The 14972-nt window shown below is 67.9% G+C and carries 13 protein-coding genes; 8 read left to right on the top strand and 5 right to left on the bottom strand.

The window, feature by feature from the left end:
• Window positions 1–165 precede the first annotated feature (165 nt).
• The 3 genes from QSK35_RS26210 to QSK35_RS26200 all read left to right on the top strand — a co-directional run bounded on the left by QSK35_RS26210 (window position 166) and on the right by QSK35_RS26200 (window position 3846).
• Complete coding sequence (locus QSK35_RS26210; protein ID WP_285750164.1) at window positions 166–1323, top strand: sensor histidine kinase; 1158 nt, start codon at window positions 166–168, stop codon at window positions 1321–1323.
• A 297-nt stretch (window positions 1324–1620) separates the two neighbouring features.
• On the top strand, window positions 1621–2925 hold the full coding sequence (locus QSK35_RS26205; RefSeq protein WP_285750163.1) for an amidohydrolase family protein: 1305 nt from the start codon (window positions 1621–1623) through the stop codon (window positions 2923–2925).
• A gap of 99 nt (window positions 2926–3024) precedes the next feature.
• A complete protein-coding gene (locus QSK35_RS26200; protein WP_285750162.1) occupies window positions 3025–3846 on the top strand; it encodes an SCO6745 family protein in 822 nt (273 codons plus the stop codon).
• A gap of 146 nt (window positions 3847–3992) precedes the next feature.
• Here QSK35_RS26200 and QSK35_RS26195 read toward each other — a convergent pair whose 3' ends face one another.
• Window positions 3993–4670 carry an SDR family oxidoreductase gene (locus QSK35_RS26195; protein WP_285750161.1) on the bottom strand — a complete coding sequence of 226 codons (678 nt, stop codon included), beginning with the start codon at window positions 4668–4670 and terminating at the stop codon, window positions 3993–3995.
• Here QSK35_RS26195 and QSK35_RS26190 point away from each other — a divergent pair.
• A complete protein-coding gene (locus QSK35_RS26190; protein ID WP_502881719.1) occupies window positions 4669–5856 on the top strand; it encodes an MFS transporter in 1188 nt (395 codons plus the stop codon). The genes QSK35_RS26195 and QSK35_RS26190 overlap by 2 nt on opposite strands.
• Here the strand turns inward: QSK35_RS26190 and QSK35_RS26185 are convergent.
• From QSK35_RS26185 to QSK35_RS26175, 3 genes are all read right to left on the bottom strand, one after another.
• Window positions 5817–6353 (bottom strand): DUF3455 domain-containing protein, encoded by a 537-nt coding sequence (locus QSK35_RS26185; protein WP_285750158.1) that lies wholly within the window; start codon window positions 6351–6353, stop codon window positions 5817–5819. The genes QSK35_RS26190 and QSK35_RS26185 overlap by 40 nt on opposite strands.
• 111 nt (window positions 6354–6464) lie before the next feature.
• Window positions 6465–8558, bottom strand: coding sequence for a PhoX family protein (locus QSK35_RS26180; RefSeq protein ID WP_285750157.1), 2094 nt, complete (start codon window positions 8556–8558; stop codon window positions 6465–6467).
• A 138-nt stretch (window positions 8559–8696) separates the two neighbouring features.
• The gene (locus tag QSK35_RS26175; protein ID WP_285750156.1) at window positions 8697–9860 is read right to left on the bottom strand and encodes an MFS transporter; all 1164 of its coding nucleotides are present in this window, start codon (window positions 9858–9860) and stop codon (window positions 8697–8699) included.
• Between the two features lie 67 nt (window positions 9861–9927).
• On the opposite strand from QSK35_RS26175, the gene QSK35_RS26170 reads away from it, so the two are divergent.
• From QSK35_RS26170 to QSK35_RS26155, 4 genes are all read left to right on the top strand, one after another.
• Window positions 9928–10563: an HAD family hydrolase gene (locus QSK35_RS26170; protein WP_285750155.1), complete on the top strand. Its 636-nt coding sequence runs from the start codon at window positions 9928–9930 to the stop codon at window positions 10561–10563.
• 81 nt (window positions 10564–10644) lie between these two features.
• A complete protein-coding gene (locus QSK35_RS26165; protein ID WP_285750154.1) occupies window positions 10645–11538 on the top strand; it encodes a DNA-processing protein DprA in 894 nt (297 codons plus the stop codon).
• A 1-nt stretch (window position 11539) separates the two neighbouring features.
• Window positions 11540–12256 carry a ComF family protein gene (locus tag QSK35_RS26160; RefSeq protein WP_285750153.1) on the top strand — a complete coding sequence of 239 codons (717 nt, stop codon included), beginning with the start codon at window positions 11540–11542 and terminating at the stop codon, window positions 12254–12256.
• 66 nt (window positions 12257–12322) lie between these two features.
• Window positions 12323–13057, top strand: coding sequence for an SDR family NAD(P)-dependent oxidoreductase (locus QSK35_RS26155; RefSeq protein ID WP_285750152.1), 735 nt, complete (start codon window positions 12323–12325; stop codon window positions 13055–13057).
• 52 nt (window positions 13058–13109) lie between these two features.
• Here QSK35_RS26155 and QSK35_RS26150 read toward each other — a convergent pair whose 3' ends face one another.
• Window positions 13110–14951, bottom strand: coding sequence for a tachylectin-related carbohydrate-binding protein (locus QSK35_RS26150; RefSeq protein ID WP_285750151.1), 1842 nt, complete (start codon window positions 14949–14951; stop codon window positions 13110–13112).
• Between the last annotated feature and the right edge of the window lie 21 nt (window positions 14952–14972).

Here is a 14972-nt window from a genome sequence, read left to right as displayed (position 1 = left end):
TGTCCTCCGTTCCCCGACCTTCTGCATCCAGAGTGAGTTATGTGCTCGTAATCCGGCATCCGCCGGGAGAGTGTTTCCGCAGGTCGGCCACTCAGCCTTCTGGCTGATGCCCGGCCAGACCGGAGAACGACGCGGGATGGGCCCAGAGGATCTACGGTGATCGCCGTGGAGAGCTCGGACCTGGGGTGGCGCGCGCTCGCGAAGCGACAGTGGCCGCTCGCCACGGCCTTGCTGTTGTTCATGGGCCTCGAGGCGAGCAACTTCGACGACGGTCGCATGTGGTGGCAGGTGCCGGGCTCGGTGGCACTGTTCGTCATCGCGGTTCTCGCGCCGCGACGGCCGTTCGACGCGGCACTGGCGGCCGCGGCCGCTCTGGTGGCGAGCTCGGTCCTGCTGCGGTGGCTGCACGTGGCGCCGGCGCCGCAGATGTTCATCAGCGGAGCGGTGTTCAGCGAGGTGGCGGCGTCGATGGCGATCGTCGCGACCGTGGTTCGTCAAGCGACGCCGTGGCGCGCGGTGCTGGGCACGACCGCGGTCCTCGGCGGAATCGCGGCCGCCGAGAAACTCCGGCTGAGCTACCAGTTGGAGCGGTGGCAGTACAGCGAACCGTTGTCCGTGTACTACTTCGGCGGCACCATCCTGCTGTTGTTGTCGGTCGGCACCGGCCTGTACTTCCGGGCGCGCGACCGGGACCGAGTCCGCGTGGTCGAGCGGGAGATCACCGCCGCGCAGGACGCGGAACGCATGGCGCTGGCCCGAGAACTGCACGACGTGGTCGCGCACTACGTGACGGCGATCGTCGTGCACTCGCAGGCGGGGCAGCTGAACGCCCAGGCCGCACAACAGGTTCTGCCGATCATCACGCAGAGCGGCAACGAGGCGTTGACCGCGATGCGCCGCCTGGTCGGAACGCTGCGCGGCGCCTCACCCACGGGCGCGCCGCCGAGCGACCTGGCCGACGACGTGCGCAGGCTGGCGGAGGAATCCGGCCAGCCGGTGCGCCTGTCGTTCGATCTTTCCGTGCAGGTACCGCCGGAGCTGGGCCGTTCCGTACTGCGGCTGGTACAGGAGTCGCTGACGAACTCTCGGAAACACGCACACGGTGTGTCTTCTGTAGATGTATCACTGTCTACTTCGGACGGACACGTGCATGTTCTCGTCGAGGACGACGGCGACGGACAGTCGCACGCGCCGGTGGGCGGATCGGGCGGCTACGGCATCGTCGGCATGCGCGAGCGCGTGGAACTGCTGGGCGGCACGTTCTTCGCGGGGCGGCGGGAGCCCCGCGGCTGGACCGTCAGGGCTTCGTTGCCGATCGCTTAGGCGGCTTCGGCGTCGACGGCTTGTGCGCACGCCGGAAATCACCGCGGTTCGTGCAGGGCTTCTTCGACATGTCGTTACCTCCTGCTCGCTTATCTCGATCTTGAAGACGCGCGTGTCAGCCCGAGGTTGCACGAGGGGCCCGCCGCGAAGATCGCGACGGGCCCCTCGGTTGGGGAGAAGTTAGAGGTCGGGGCAGGCCCTGGGGGTCAGCCCGCACCCGACACGGGGCGTGGGTTCCCAGCGGTTTTCACTTGTATGCATCAAAGTGACTCAGGTCACATACATAGGATTCACTGCATGTCGTTGCGCCTGCATGCTCCGGTCGTCCTGCCCTGTGACGAGTCCTGCACGGTTCTGCGGGACGCGGTGGTCGATATCTCCTCTGATGGGCGTATTTCGTTCGTAGGCCCTGTGTCGGAGGCGCCGTCGTTCGACGGTGACGTGCGCAGGCTGACCGGCATCCTGCTTCCCGGCCTGGTCAACACGCACGCGCACAGCCCGATGACGGTGCTGCGCGGCCTCGGCAGCGACCTGCCGCTGCTGCGCTGGCTGCGTGAGGCGATCTGGCCGGCGGAGGCGCGGCTGGCGCCCGCCGACGTGCGCACGGGCATGCTGCTCGGCGCCGTCGAGATGCTGCGCAACGGCGTCACGACCAGCGCCGAGATGTACTTCCACGGCGAGGAACTGGTGTCCGCGGTGCTGGAGGCGGGCTCGCGGGTGGTGTTCGGCAGCGCGATCCTCGACCTGCCGGGCATGCCGTGGCGTTCGATGACCGACGCGATCACCCGCTGGATCGACGCCGACGGTCTGCGGTTCGGACCCGGCGAGCGGATCGAGCTGGGCTACGGCCCGCACTCCGCGTACATGCTGTCGCCCTCGGCTTTGGCCTCGATTGCCGATCTGGTTCGCGCGCGGGGCGCGTTGATGCAGATCCACGTCGCCGAGGCACAGGACGAGGACCTGGCGCAGCGCGAGTCCCACGGCTCGGTGCCGCGCTTGTTGGCGTCCGCCGGGGTTCTGGGCGGCCGGGTGCTCTCCGCGCACTCCGTGCACCTGTCGCCGGAGGACATCAAGATCTACGCGTCGCACGGGGTCGGCGTCGCGCACTGCCCCGGTTCGAACGGCAAGCTGGCGTCCGGCGTCGCTCCCGTTGTTTCTCTCCGCGAGGCCGGGGTGAACGTCGGACTCGGGACCGACGGCCCGGCGTCCAACGACGACCTGGACCTGTTCGAGGAGATGCGCCTGGCGGCCCTGTACGCGCGGGTCACCTCTCTGGACGCATCGGCTCTGGGTGCCGCCGGTGCCCTGTTGATGGCCACGCGTGAGGGCGCTGCGGCTTTGGGACGGTCGGACATCGGCGCTCTGGAGAGCGGCCGGTGGGCCGACGTCGTGCACGTCGCGGCCGACGACCCGGCGTTCGCCTGCGGTCTCGACACTCCTTCGTCCCAGCTGCTGGCGAATCTCGTGTGGGGGTCGGGGTCGCGGCGGGTGACCGACGTGTGGGTGGCCGGGTCGCAGGTCGTTTCCGGTGGCGAGTCGACTCTCGTGGACCGGGTGGCGGCTCAGCGCGCGGTGGCTTCGGTGTCAGCTCGGCTGCGCTAGCTTCAGCGCCGACGTCCAGGATCTTGTCGGTTCTGACGAGCATTCGGGGATAGCGGAATTGGGCGCTACCGGGGCGTGACCGCTGGCAGGATCGAGGCCATGAACGTCGCCCGTCGGATGTTCGAGCTCCTGGAGCCGATCTGCCTGGTCACCTTCTTCGCGGACGAGTGCAACGAGGAGCTGGCCGCACTCGGCCACCGCAACTACTGGGACGGCTACTTCGCCAGCCGCGCCGCGCCGCTGGGGCGGGTGCCGGCGCAGGTCGTGCACGCGGCGTTCTACAACTTCGCCGAGGGGGAGGCCGCGCGGCACATCCCGAGCGCGTGGGAGACGATCCCGCCCTCGGCGTCCGTCGCGGCGCGGGAGCGGGGCAGCGCCGCCTCCCTGCGCCGGATCCTCGGCGCTCTCGCGGACTCGCCAGGCCTCGTGCGCGCCGCCGACCTGACCACGCTCGCCGCGACGAGTGCGCCCACGGAAGGCCGAGTGATGTACGCCGGGATGCGCACGCTCCCGGTGCCGAGCGACCCGGTCGCCCGGCTGTGGCATTCCGCGACCATGCTGCGCGAGCACCGCGGTGACGGGCACATCGCCGCTCTCGTCTGCTCGCGCATCGGCGGCACGGAGGCTCATGTGCTTTCCGCGATCGCGCAGGGCATCCACCCGCCGGAGTCGTTCGGGCGCATCCACCACCTGCCTCAGGCGCGGCTGGCCGCGGTCATGGACGGCTTGCGCTCGCGCGGGCTCGTCGATGCCGACGGCCGGTTTACCGACGCCGGCCGCGAGACCCAGGAACGCATCGAAGCTCTGACCGACGAGCTCGCCGCCACGCCGTATGACGCCCTGTCTGCTGCCGAGCTCGACGAGCTGATCACGGAGCTCGAACCCATCACGGCGACGTTGGTGGCCGCGGGGTCGCAATGACGACGAAATGCGCGCAAGCGCCATACCCTACTACGGACAGCCCCCACCCATCCCTGGGGGGACAGCCCGACGCCAGTCTACCGAGCGTGATGGGTTGACCACAGGTTGTTGGCGAGTCTATGGATAACTCGCCGTCTGTGGATAACTCAGTGGGCGCGCGGCCGCACCACGATCTCGGTGAAATGCGCGTCCGGCCCCGCCAGCACGGCGGTCCGCACCGCCTGCCCGACGGACTCCGCCTCCAGGTAGTACTGCGGCTGGTACTCGCCGCCCTCCTGCGCCCGCACCCCACGCTGCATGTCGGTATCAACGCGCCCAGGGTGCACGGAAGTGACCCGAATCGACTGCTCCTCGGCCCGCAGCGAGTCACCGAACGCGCGAAGGGCGAACTTCGACGCCGCGTAGACGCCCCAGTTGGGGTTCGCCTGCAGCCCGGCTCCCGAGTTGATCAGAACGACGTGCCCACCCGAGGCACGCAGAGCGGGCAGCAGAAGCCTGGTCAAAGACGCCACCGCGATGAGGTTGATCTCGAACGTCTGGCGCCACACGTCCACGGTGGCCTCGGCCAGCGGTCCCAGGAAGGCGACGCCGGCGCTGTGCACGAGGACGTCCAGAGAAGAAATGGCCGCGACGTCGTTCGACGAGACCGACGTCAGGTCGACCGGCCAGGCGCGCGCGCCGGGGAGCTCGTCGGCCAGGTCCTCCAGCAGGTCGCGGTCGCGGCCGCCTAGCAGGAGGTCGTGGGTTGGCGCGAGACTTCGTGCAACCGCCGCACCGATACCGCGGGATGCCCCGGTGACGAGGGCGACCGGCCGATCACTCATGGGGGAACCTTACGTGCCCAAGAAGCTGCTGGTGCCGTTTCTCTGCCTGCTTTACTTCGTGAACTACCTGGACCGCGTCAACATCGGGTTCGCCGGGCCGAACGGGATGTCGAAGGAGCTCGGGCTCACCGCCACGGTCTTCGGGTTCGCGTCCGGGGTGTTCTTCATCGGCTACCTGATCCTCGAGGTGCCCAGCAACCTCGCCCTGCACCGGTTCGGGGCGCGGCGGTGGATCGCGCGGATCATGGTCAGCTGGGGGATCGTCGCCACGGCCATGGCGTTCGTGCCGAACGGGGCCGTGCTGATCGGGTTGCGGTTTCTGCTCGGCGTCGCGGAGGCCGGGTTCTTTCCCGGCATCATCCTGTACCTGACCTGGTTCTACGGCGAGGAGCAGCGGGCGCGGATCGTCGCCTGGTTCATGGTGGCCGTGCCGGTGTCGACTGCGCTCGGGGCGACGCTCAGCGGATTGCTCATCCAGGCCACCGACTGGCGCACGATGTTCCTGCTCGAAGGGATTCCGGCGATCGTCCTCGCCGTGATCACCTGGTTCTACCTGCCGGACCCGCCCCAGCAGAACCACGAGGAACAGCCACTCAAGAACGCGCTCGCGAACCCGAGGGTCTACGCGTTGTCGTTCGTCTACTTCGGAATCGTCTACGGGCTGTACACGCTCGGCTTCTTCCTGCCGACGATCATCGCCGGCCTGGCGCCGAAAGCGAGCATCGTCGAACGCGGGCTGATCAACGCGATTCCGTACGTGCTGGGTGCGGTCGCCATGGTGCTGTGGGCACGTCACGGCGACCGCACCGGGGAACGGAAGTGGCACGTAGCGGTGCCGATGCTGCTCGGCGGGGTCGCGATCCCGATCGCGCTCTACCTGAACAGCCCCGTACAGGCCATGATCGCGGTCAGCATCTGCGCGATCGGGGTTTGCGCGGCACTGCCGACGTTCTGGGCACTGCCGTCTAGTTTCCTCAAGGGCACGGCGGCCGCGGGCGGGATCGCGTTGATCAACTCGTTGGGCAACATCAGCGGGTTCGCCGCGCCGTACGTCACCGGGTGGCTGCGCGACGCGACCGGCACCCAGAGGACCGGCCTCTGGGTGGTCGGCGTGTGCATGGTCGCGGCGGCGATCACCGTGCTGGTTCAGGCCTCTGGCGCGAAGAAGGTGTACAGCGCGGAGTAGGGCACCGCGGTCTGCGCGCCCTGGGCGCAACCACCAGAAGGAGCCACGCCACCCTCGGTTTCCAGGCGCTGGACGTACGAAACCTTGGCGAACAGGCCGTCGCCGCGGTTCGCCTTGGACTTCAGCAGCAGCTCCGGCACCGCGCCCGGACGGTCGGCCTTGGCGCCGTCGACCGGGGTCGCCTCGACCGCGCTTCCATCCACTGTGGACACCCATACCGGGCCCCGCGAGTGCAGGATGACCGGCTTGTTGTCCTTGTCCACCAACGTCGCCGCGGGCTCGAGGCCCTTCCAGGCGTTGCCGGTGCATGTGTAGACCTGCACACCGGTGGCTTTGTACCTGCCGACGAGCTTGTTGCCCGCGGGCACCTGAACCGCCGCGGCGACCGGGGCCGCGGTCTCGGCGGCCGGGGCCGGGTTGGCCGCGGTCGCCGATCCGCAGGCGGCCGTCAGGCCGGCAATGGCAGCAATACCAACGAAAACAGCAACGCGCTTCACAGCTCACTCCTAATAGGACACCCAATGTTCCCGGCTGTCCGCGGTGCAGCCACCCGTCACACGAATGGGTGACTGCACCGGTTCATTCCACGTGAGTGAGCTAGGTCATGCTCAGCCGCAGACGCGGCCGCGGTCCTTGCGCCACACCACCGCGACCGACGGCCGCGGCTGGCTGGTGCCACCGTCCGGCCAGTGCGACACCGGGTTGTTGGCGTTCGCGGTGTCGACCTCGCCTGGGTGCTGCACGGACACCAGGACGAAGTCGTCGGTGATCACCGGACCGCACGTCTCCGCGCCGATCGGCACCGTGAGGAACTGTCGGACGAACCCGCGGCGCTTGCCCTCGACCGGCACCGCGAACAGGCCGTCGTTGGACTTGAGCGCGTTGCCGTCGGTGGAGATCCACAGGTTGCCGCGCGAGTCGAACGCGACGTTGTCCGGGCAGGAGATCGCGCTGACCTGCGTCTTGTCGTAACCGCCGAAGTACGTGTCCGGCGACTTCGGGTCACCGCAGACCAGCAGGAGCTTCCAGGAGAACGTCAGCGCGGTGTTGTCGCTGCGCGTCTCCTCGATCTCCAGCACGTGACCGTGCTTGTTGTTGATCCGCGGCGCGACCTCGGTCGCGCCTTCCTTGCCGGGCTTAACACCGCGGTCGACGTTGTTCGTCAAAGCCGCGTAGATCCGGCGGTTCTTCTTCGACGGCTCGACGTCCTCGGGCCGGTCCATCTTGGTCGGTACGACCTTGTCCGCGGCCAAGCGGGTGAAGACGTACACCTCTTCAGCGGTGAAGCCGTCCACAAAGGACTTGTTACCGCTGGCGAGCGGGATCCACTGGCCGGTACCGTCGAACTCACCGTCTGACGGCAGCTTGCCGGTGCCGTCGATCTCGGACACCGGGCTGTCGCCGGTGAACTTCGCGACGTAGAGCGTGCCCGAGTCGAGCAGGCGCTTGTTGTGCTCACGTGCGCGCTTGCTGTCGCCCGGGATGTAACGCCCGTCGGAGACGAACTTGTACATGTACTCGAAGCGCTCGTCGTCGCCCATGTACGCGACAACGCGGCCGTCGCGGGCGATGATCACGTTCGCGCCCTCGTGCTTGAACCGGCCGAGGTGCGTGTGCTTCACCGGCGTCGAGGTCGGGTCGAGCGGGTCGATCTCGACGATGTAGCCGAACCGGTTGGGCTCGTTCGGCTCCTGCGCGACGTCGAAGCGCTTGTCGTACCGCTCCCACTTGCGCAGGGACGCTCCGCCGGCGATGCCGTAACGGGCCAGCCTCGCCTTGGTGGCCGGGTCGGTGACCTGATCGGCGTTCGCGAAGTACTGGTTGATGTTCTCCTCGCCGGACAGGATCGTGCCCCACGGCGTGACACCGCCGGAGCAGTTGTTCTGCGTGCCGAAGACCTTCGTACCGGTCGGATCGACCGAGGTCTTGAGGTACTTCGACCCCGCTGCGGGGCCGCGCAGTTCGAACGGCGTGGTCAGGGTGATGCGACGGTTGTACTTGCGCTTGTCCTTGGACTGCACCAGCTTGCCGGTGCGGTGGTCGCGCTCGACCTGCACGACGGACAGGCCGTGCGCCTCCCACGCGATCCGGACGTGCTTCTCCTGGACCTTGTCCGGCGCCCAGTCCTTGAACATGAACTGCTCGGACGTGTACTCGTGGTTGCTCACCATGAGCCACCGGTCCCAGCCGGGCAGTGGCACGAGACCGCAGAAGTCATTGTTGAAGCCGAACTGCTTGGCCTGGTCCTCGGGCGTCTGGGCGTCAAAGTTGAACTCCTTCGCGCCAGGCAGGATCGGGTCACCCCAGCGGATCACGACGTCCTGCTGGTAGCCCTTGGGCACGACGACCTGGTCGAGCGTGTTCGGGGCGACCGGCTCGAAGTTGAGGCCGTCGCGGTCGTGACCGAACTTCAGGTCCAGATCGATGTCGAGATCGGCCTCGACGTCAGCCGCGGCGGCGCCGGACATGGACGCCACGCCGACGCCGGCGGCGGCGATGACCGCGCCGGCCTTCAGCATTCCGCGACGGCTCACGACCTCGCGGACGACGTCGCCGAAGTACTGGTTCTCCGAGGTGTTGGGGGCATCGTGGGAACACGCGTTGCCGCAGCGGAACTCACAGGTGACCGCCGCGCGCCCGAGCGGATGGTTCGTCGGGAGCAGGGGCAACAGGCGGCGGCCCCGTTCGCTGGATGAAGACACTCAGGCCTCCGGGTTCGGCTCAGTTGGGAACTGGCTGAACCTAGGTTTTCAATCCGATGTCCAGCCGTCCGCGAAGTTAACGGAAGACGAACACGTGCCACACCCGTCGAACGGCCTACGTATTGTGATCAAGCGGTTTCAACCTGCCAGTTCTCCGACGAGGACCGCCTCATTTGGCACTACGCGTTCGTCCGGTTTGTGGCTTACGAGCAGTGCGGCCGCGACGACGCACAACACCGCCGCGACGACGAACGGCTGACCGAGGTGGCTGACGAACGTCGCGGCCAGGGCTCCGCCGAGCCAGCGCAGGAAGTTGTAGCCCGCGCTCGCCACCGGACGCGGCGCGTCGCTGATGCTCATCGCGGTGCCGGTGAACAACGTGTTCAGCAGCCCGCTCACCACCCCGCTGACGATCACCGCGACGACCAGCAACGGCTTGCTCGGCACGGCCATCACCAGCATGAGCAGCGCGAACGCGAGCACGGCCACGATCGTCGCGTGCCGCTCACCGAGCCTGCCCGCGAGCTTCGGCGCACCGAAGACGCTGGCGACCGCGACGCAGACACCCCAGCCGAAGAAGATCAGCCCGATCTCGACGGCGCCGTACTCGAGGACGAACGGCGACCAGGCGAGGACGGTGAAGAACGCGGCCGTATAGAGCGCCGCACCGAGGCTCGTCTTGAGCAGCCCGCGGTGCCGCAACGCCTTGAGCGGGTCGACGAGCCGGATCCTGGGGCGCACCTCGTGACTGTCCTTGGCGAGGAAGATCGCGCAGAGCACGAGCGCGATCGCCATGAGGATCGACGTGCCCAGGAACGGGCCGCGCCACGAGATGCTGCCGAGCAACGCACCCAGCAGCGGTCCAACGCTCAGGCCGAGACCCAGCGCCGCTTCGTACAACAGGATCGCGGCCTTCTGGCCACCGCTTGCGGCTCCGACGATCACCGACAGCGCGGTCGCGATGAAGAACGCGTTCCCCAGGCCCCAGACAGCCCGCAGACCAACGAGTTCGGTGATGCTTCCGGCCGCGGCGCAGGCCAGCGTCGCGAGCACGATCAGGGTGAGGCCGGCGGTCAGCGTGCGCTTCGCGCCGAACCGGGCTGTCGCGGCGCCGGTGAACAGCATCGCGACGACCTGGACGCCCAGGTAGCTGGAGAAGAGGAGGGTGACCTGCGCGGGCGTCGCGTGCAGCCCCTCCGCGATCGACAACAGGATCGGGTCGACCAGTCCGATCCCCATGAAGGCGATGACCGCGGCGAACGCGGTGATCCACACCTGCTTCGGCTGTCCTTTCAAGTTCACTTAGCTACCCTAACATTTTTTACTTCGCGTAGCTAAGTATCGCCGATCACAAGGTAGGGTTCGCCTCGTGGAAGCGGTGGTGTTCGACCTCGACGGCGTGCTGGTGGACTCCGAACAGGTGTGGGACGAGGTGCGCCAAGCGTTTGCGCTCTCGCACGGCGGCACATGGACACCCACGGCGACGACCGACATGCAGGGGATGAGCACGCCGGAGTGGGCGTCCTACCTGGTGACCGCGGTCGGCGTGCGGCTGTCGCCCGAGGACGCCTCGGCCGGCGTCATCGACGGGATGGTCGAGCGATACGCGGACGGACCGCCGGTTCTGCCGGGCGCGGTGGAGACCGTGCGTGCGGTCGCCGAGCGGTATCCCGTGGCCATCGCCTCGTCGTCACCACCGGTGCTGATCAGGTCGTTCCTCGACGGTACCGGGCTGGCGGAGATCGTCCCGGTGGCGTTGTCGAGTGAAGAGGTCGGCAAGGGCAAGCCCGCTCCGGACGTGTACCTGCGGGCCGCGGAGAAGCTCGGGGTCTCGCCGGAGGCGTGCGCGGCCGTCGAGGATTCGACGAACGGGCTGAAGTCGGCGCTGGCCGCGGGCATGACCGTGTTCGCCGTGCCGAACCCGCACTTCCCGCCGGACCCCGCGGTGCTGGCGAGGGTCTCGGTGCTGACCTCGATCACCGACCTGCCGGGCGCGCTGGGGTAAACCAGCGCCCGCCGGCGAGCCGCCTAAACTCGCCGAACCGATGAACTCGCAGGTCGAACCTCTGTTCGATAGGATGTGACGGTGACGAATCGCCTCGAACAGGCCGCACTCCTGCTCGCGCTCCGCGACAGCGGGCGGCCCTGGGGCGAAGTCACCAATGCGGTCGAGGCAAGCGGTTCCGCACTGTCCACTTTGGAGCGACTTCTCACGCCCGACCAGCCGACGCTCGATCATGCGACGGGTGACCATTCGGACCAACTCGACTCGGTCGTGCACGAGATCAAGGAGTGGAGCGAGGAAGGCATTCGGCTCGTCACGGTGCTGGACGAGGACTACCCGGCCCAGCTGATGATGGTCCACCAGCGTCCACCGTTCCTGACCTACCGGGGATTCCTGGATCCCGCCGACCAGACCGGTGTCGCAGTCGTCGGAAGCAGGAACGCCTCCGCACGCGGACTGCACATCACCCGCGAGATCGCGACAACACTGACTCAGCAGGGGATCACGGTGTTCAGCGGCCTCGCCGCCGGCGTCGACACTGCGGCGCACCGTGCCGTCGTGGATGCCGGTGGCCGAACGGTCTCGGTGGTGGGCACGGGCCTTCGCACCAGTTATCCGGCGGTCAACAGTGATCTCCAGCAGGAGATCGCACGAACCGGCGCCGTTCTGTCGCAGTTCTGGCCGGACGCCGGTCCCGCGAAGCATCACTTCCCCATGCGCAACGCCGTCATGAGCGGGTGCAGCGTGGCGACAGTGGTCGTCGAAGCCGGTGAGCACAGCGGTACCCGGATCCAGGCGCGGCTCGCCCTGGAACACGGCCGGCACGTCTTCCTCCTGCCCGAGGTAGTGGCGGGCACGACCTGGGGACGCGACATGGCCGAACGACCCAACACCACCGTCCTGAAAGATCCTGACCACCTGCTGCGCGTGCTCGACGAGCTGAGCGCGGAGATCCCGGATTTGATCAACTTCTGACGTGAGTCCGCTCAGCCATTTCATCGAGCGTTACAGCAACGTCCTGGTGCCGCCACCATCGCTCGGTTCCGGAGTGGTCTGCGAGGTGTGTCGCCGGAACACCGACGGCTGGTCGCGCTGTTGGCAGTGCAACGAGCACGCCAAGGCAGCCGGTGTCGAGCTGGCCGACCTCGTTGTGCCGATCTCGCTGGCGATCAAGGACAAGCAGCTCGCGCACACGCTCTGGCAATACAAGAACAGCCTCATCCACAACGTGCGGCGCACACTCACGAACGAACTCGCCTATCTCCTCGCCACCTTCCTCAGCCGCCACTGGAACTGCCTGGCACCGATCGACGTCGTGACGGCGGTCCCGAGCACCCGCGGGCGCGACACCCCGGTCGAGACGTTGCTGGAGCGGTACGTGGTGACGAAGAGGCTCTTCACGAGAAGCCTGAGTACGTCAGGAGAGAACACACGGCAGTTTCGCCCAGAGCGCTATTCGGTCAGCGGTGACGTCGTGGGCAAGAACGTCTTGCTCGTGGACGACACGTGGACGACCGGAGCAAGCCTGCAGTCAGCCGCAGTCGCCCTTCGTCGCGCGGGCGCCGCCCGAATCGTGGGTCTGGTCATCGGCAGGCACTTCGATGCGTCTCATGAGGGCATCGGCCCGTACCTGCAGCTGCTCGGCTCACGACCGTTCGACTGGGATGCCTGCGTCGCCTGTCAGCAATGCTGATGCTCAGCCCCAGAACCACCAAGTGAGTCTGCCGCTGATCGTTGACGGGCACCTAGCCTCGCGCTCATGACGGAACGAGTTGCGGTGGTCACCGGTGCGGCACAGGGCATGGGGCTGCGGATCGCGGACGTGCTGCGCGAGGACGGGTTCGCCGTCGTCGGGTTCGACCTGCAGGAGAGCAAGGACGGGATCGTCGGCAACGTCGCGTCGCCCGCCGACGTGGAGCGGCTGACCAAGCACGTGGTCGACACCCACGGGCGGGTCGACGTGCTGGTCAACAACGCGGGCATCGCCGGCATCGTGCCGTTCGAGGAGACGACCCTCGAGCAGTGGCACCGGATGCTCGAGGTCAACCTGACCGGGCCGTTCCTGCTCACTCAGGCGCTCGGCAAGATCATGCTCGCGCAGGGATCGGGGTCGGTCGTCAACATCGCGTCCGTCGCCGGGCTGCGCGGCGTCGCGGACCGGGCCGCGTACAACACGACCAAGCACGGCCTGATCGGAATGACCCGCACGCTGTCCGTCGAGTGGGGCGGGCGTGGCGTTCGCGTCAACGCCGTGTGCCCCGGCTGGGTCAAGACCGAGATGGACGTCGAGTCGCAGGCCGGCGGGTACTACGTCGACGAGGACATCACGAACCATGTGCCCGCCGGGCGGTTCGCCGTGCCGGACGACATCGCGCAGGCCGTCGCGTTCCTGGCGAGCGACAAGTCGACTTTCATCAACGGCGTCGCGCTGCCGGTCGACGGCGGGTGGACCGCCGACGGCTCGTGGCAGAAGCTGCGGCTCTCCAAGCGCTGACGTTATGGCCACCTTCACGGACTCGAGGTCCGTGAAGGTGGCCATGACGGCATTAGCCGATCTTGCCGCCGGTGTAGCCGGTGGCGGTGGAGCGGTAGAGGTAGGTGGAACCGGACGAGTCGCGGAAGGCGATGACGCGCTCACCCGACTTGCGGGTGGTGATCGACGACGCGTTCGCCGCCTTGACGTCGGAGATCACCACGGCGGGACCGAGGTCCGTGCTCACCGCGACGCTGTCGTCCCACTGCCTCGCCACGATCTCGAGGTGGCCACCGGCGACGGTCGCGCTGACACCGGAGAACCTGCTGGTGATGCCAGGCACCTTCGCCCAGTCGGAGGCGACGCCGTTCTTGATGGTCGCGGTGTACACATCGGCGTCGGAGTCCGTGAAGAACACGCGGACCGCGCCGTTGTGCTCGACGAGAGCCGGCTGCGACTCGACCCTGCCAGGCGCGGGCAGGTTGAACTTCGTGCCGTTGACCCACACGGTGACCGACTGCTTGTTCGGGCCGATCGTGCCGACCGCGTAGGTGTCGTCGCTGAGCCCGATCGCGACCGGCCGGGCGAACATCGTCGCGCCCGGCACGACGCGCCACGGCCGCCAGTCCCAGCCTTCACCGGTCCGGCCGCCGATGTTCCGCTGCCACAGCTGTCCCTTGGCGTCGGTGAAGAACGCCCTGGTGCGGCCGCTCTCGGTCTGGGCGATCGCCGGCGCGTGCGCCGTCACGCCACCCCACACGTCCGGGTTGAGCTTGGTGCTCACCGACGTCGAGTACGGCGCCTGGACCAGGCCGTCGGTGTCGACGTACGCGAGCTGCGCGCCGCCCTCGTAGCCGTGCACCGCGGTGACGCGGTCGACCGCCGCGCCTTCGACGGACTTGGCGAAGGTGCCGTCGGCGTTCTGCACGAACCGGACGAGGTGCTTGTCGTCGGACGTGTCGAACAGCTCCAGCTTCCCGTTGTAGTTGTCGAAGATCGCCGTCGCACGGTCGGGCGCGTGGTACGGCGTCGCCGCCGGGATGGTGAAGTCGCTCGTCCGGATGCAGTCCGTCGGCGCACCGGCGGTGTCCACATCGGACGCGAGGCCGGCACCGATCTGCTTGGTGGGTCCCCAGGTGACGGTGTCGTCGGTGTCCGAGGCGTCCCAAAGCTGGTAGAGCTTGCCGTCCGCCTTGCCGGTCGCGTAGATCGCGCCACCACCGGGGCCGGTGAACTTCGTGTACGCGTTCCAGCCGGTCGCGGCCGGCCCGGTCGGCTCGATGAACCGCTGCGACTTCGCGTCGTAGCGGTAGCGCCAGACCTCGCCGGTCGGCGTGCGGCCGTAGATCACGCCACCCGAGGCGACGATCAGGTCGAACCGGTCGAAGCCGTCGGCCATGGTGATCGTGCGGCCGACGCCGAAGTCGCTCGTGTCGCGCAGGAGCAGCCCATTGCGCACGTAGTACAGCGAGCCGTCCTTGTCCGCGGTGATCAGGTCGCGGCGGGCGCCGAGGAAGTCCTGGAAGCCCGTGCGGACGACCTTGAACGCGGCGTTGTCCTTCCACGTGCCGCCGCTGCCCTGTGTGTTGTACGTCCACCAGTACTGCCGGAGGTCACCACCGGGCGTGATGTTGTAAACGGCGCTGTCGTTGGCGTTGCCGCCGTCGCCGCCGACCAGCAGCCGGCCGGACCAGCCACTCCCGATCTGCGTCGCGCCGGAGATGGTCGAGGTGTTCCGGTCGGCGAACATGTGGTCGTACAGCCACAGGTCGCCGTCGGTCTGCAACGTGAAGACGTGCGATCTCGTCTTGCACGCCAGTGACGGAATCGCCGATGCGCTCGGCGCGGCGACCGCGGCGAGACCAGCGGTCATAGTCGCCGCGAGCGCGGCGACCCCCCAGAATTTTGTTGTCATTTGTCCTTTTCCCCAGTTTGT

It is taken from the genome of Lentzea sp. NBRC 105346, from assembly GCF_030269605.1.
Taxonomy (GTDB): Bacteria; Actinomycetota; Actinomycetes; order Mycobacteriales; family Pseudonocardiaceae; genus Lentzea.
This window is presented reverse-complemented; position numbering and strand designations above follow the sequence as displayed.

What these genes read in the sequence shown, in the direction of transcription:
- QSK35_RS26150 (WP_285750151.1), bottom strand. Translation starts at nt 14,951, where the DNA reads ATGACAACAAAATTCTGGGGGGTCGCCGCGCTCGCGGCGACTATGACC.
- QSK35_RS26205 (WP_285750163.1), top strand. Translation starts at nt 1,621, where the DNA reads ATGTCGTTGCGCCTGCATGCTCCGGTCGTCCTGCCCTGTGACGAGTCC.
- QSK35_RS26200 (WP_285750162.1), top strand. Translation starts at nt 3,025, where the DNA reads ATGAACGTCGCCCGTCGGATGTTCGAGCTCCTGGAGCCGATCTGCCTG.
- QSK35_RS26195 (WP_285750161.1), bottom strand. Translation starts at nt 4,670, where the DNA reads ATGAGTGATCGGCCGGTCGCCCTCGTCACCGGGGCATCCCGCGGTATC.
- QSK35_RS26190 (WP_502881719.1), top strand. Translation starts at nt 4,669, where the DNA reads ATGGGGGAACCTTACGTGCCCAAGAAGCTGCTGGTGCCGTTTCTCTGC.
- QSK35_RS26155 (WP_285750152.1), top strand. Translation starts at nt 12,323, where the DNA reads ATGACGGAACGAGTTGCGGTGGTCACCGGTGCGGCACAGGGCATGGGG.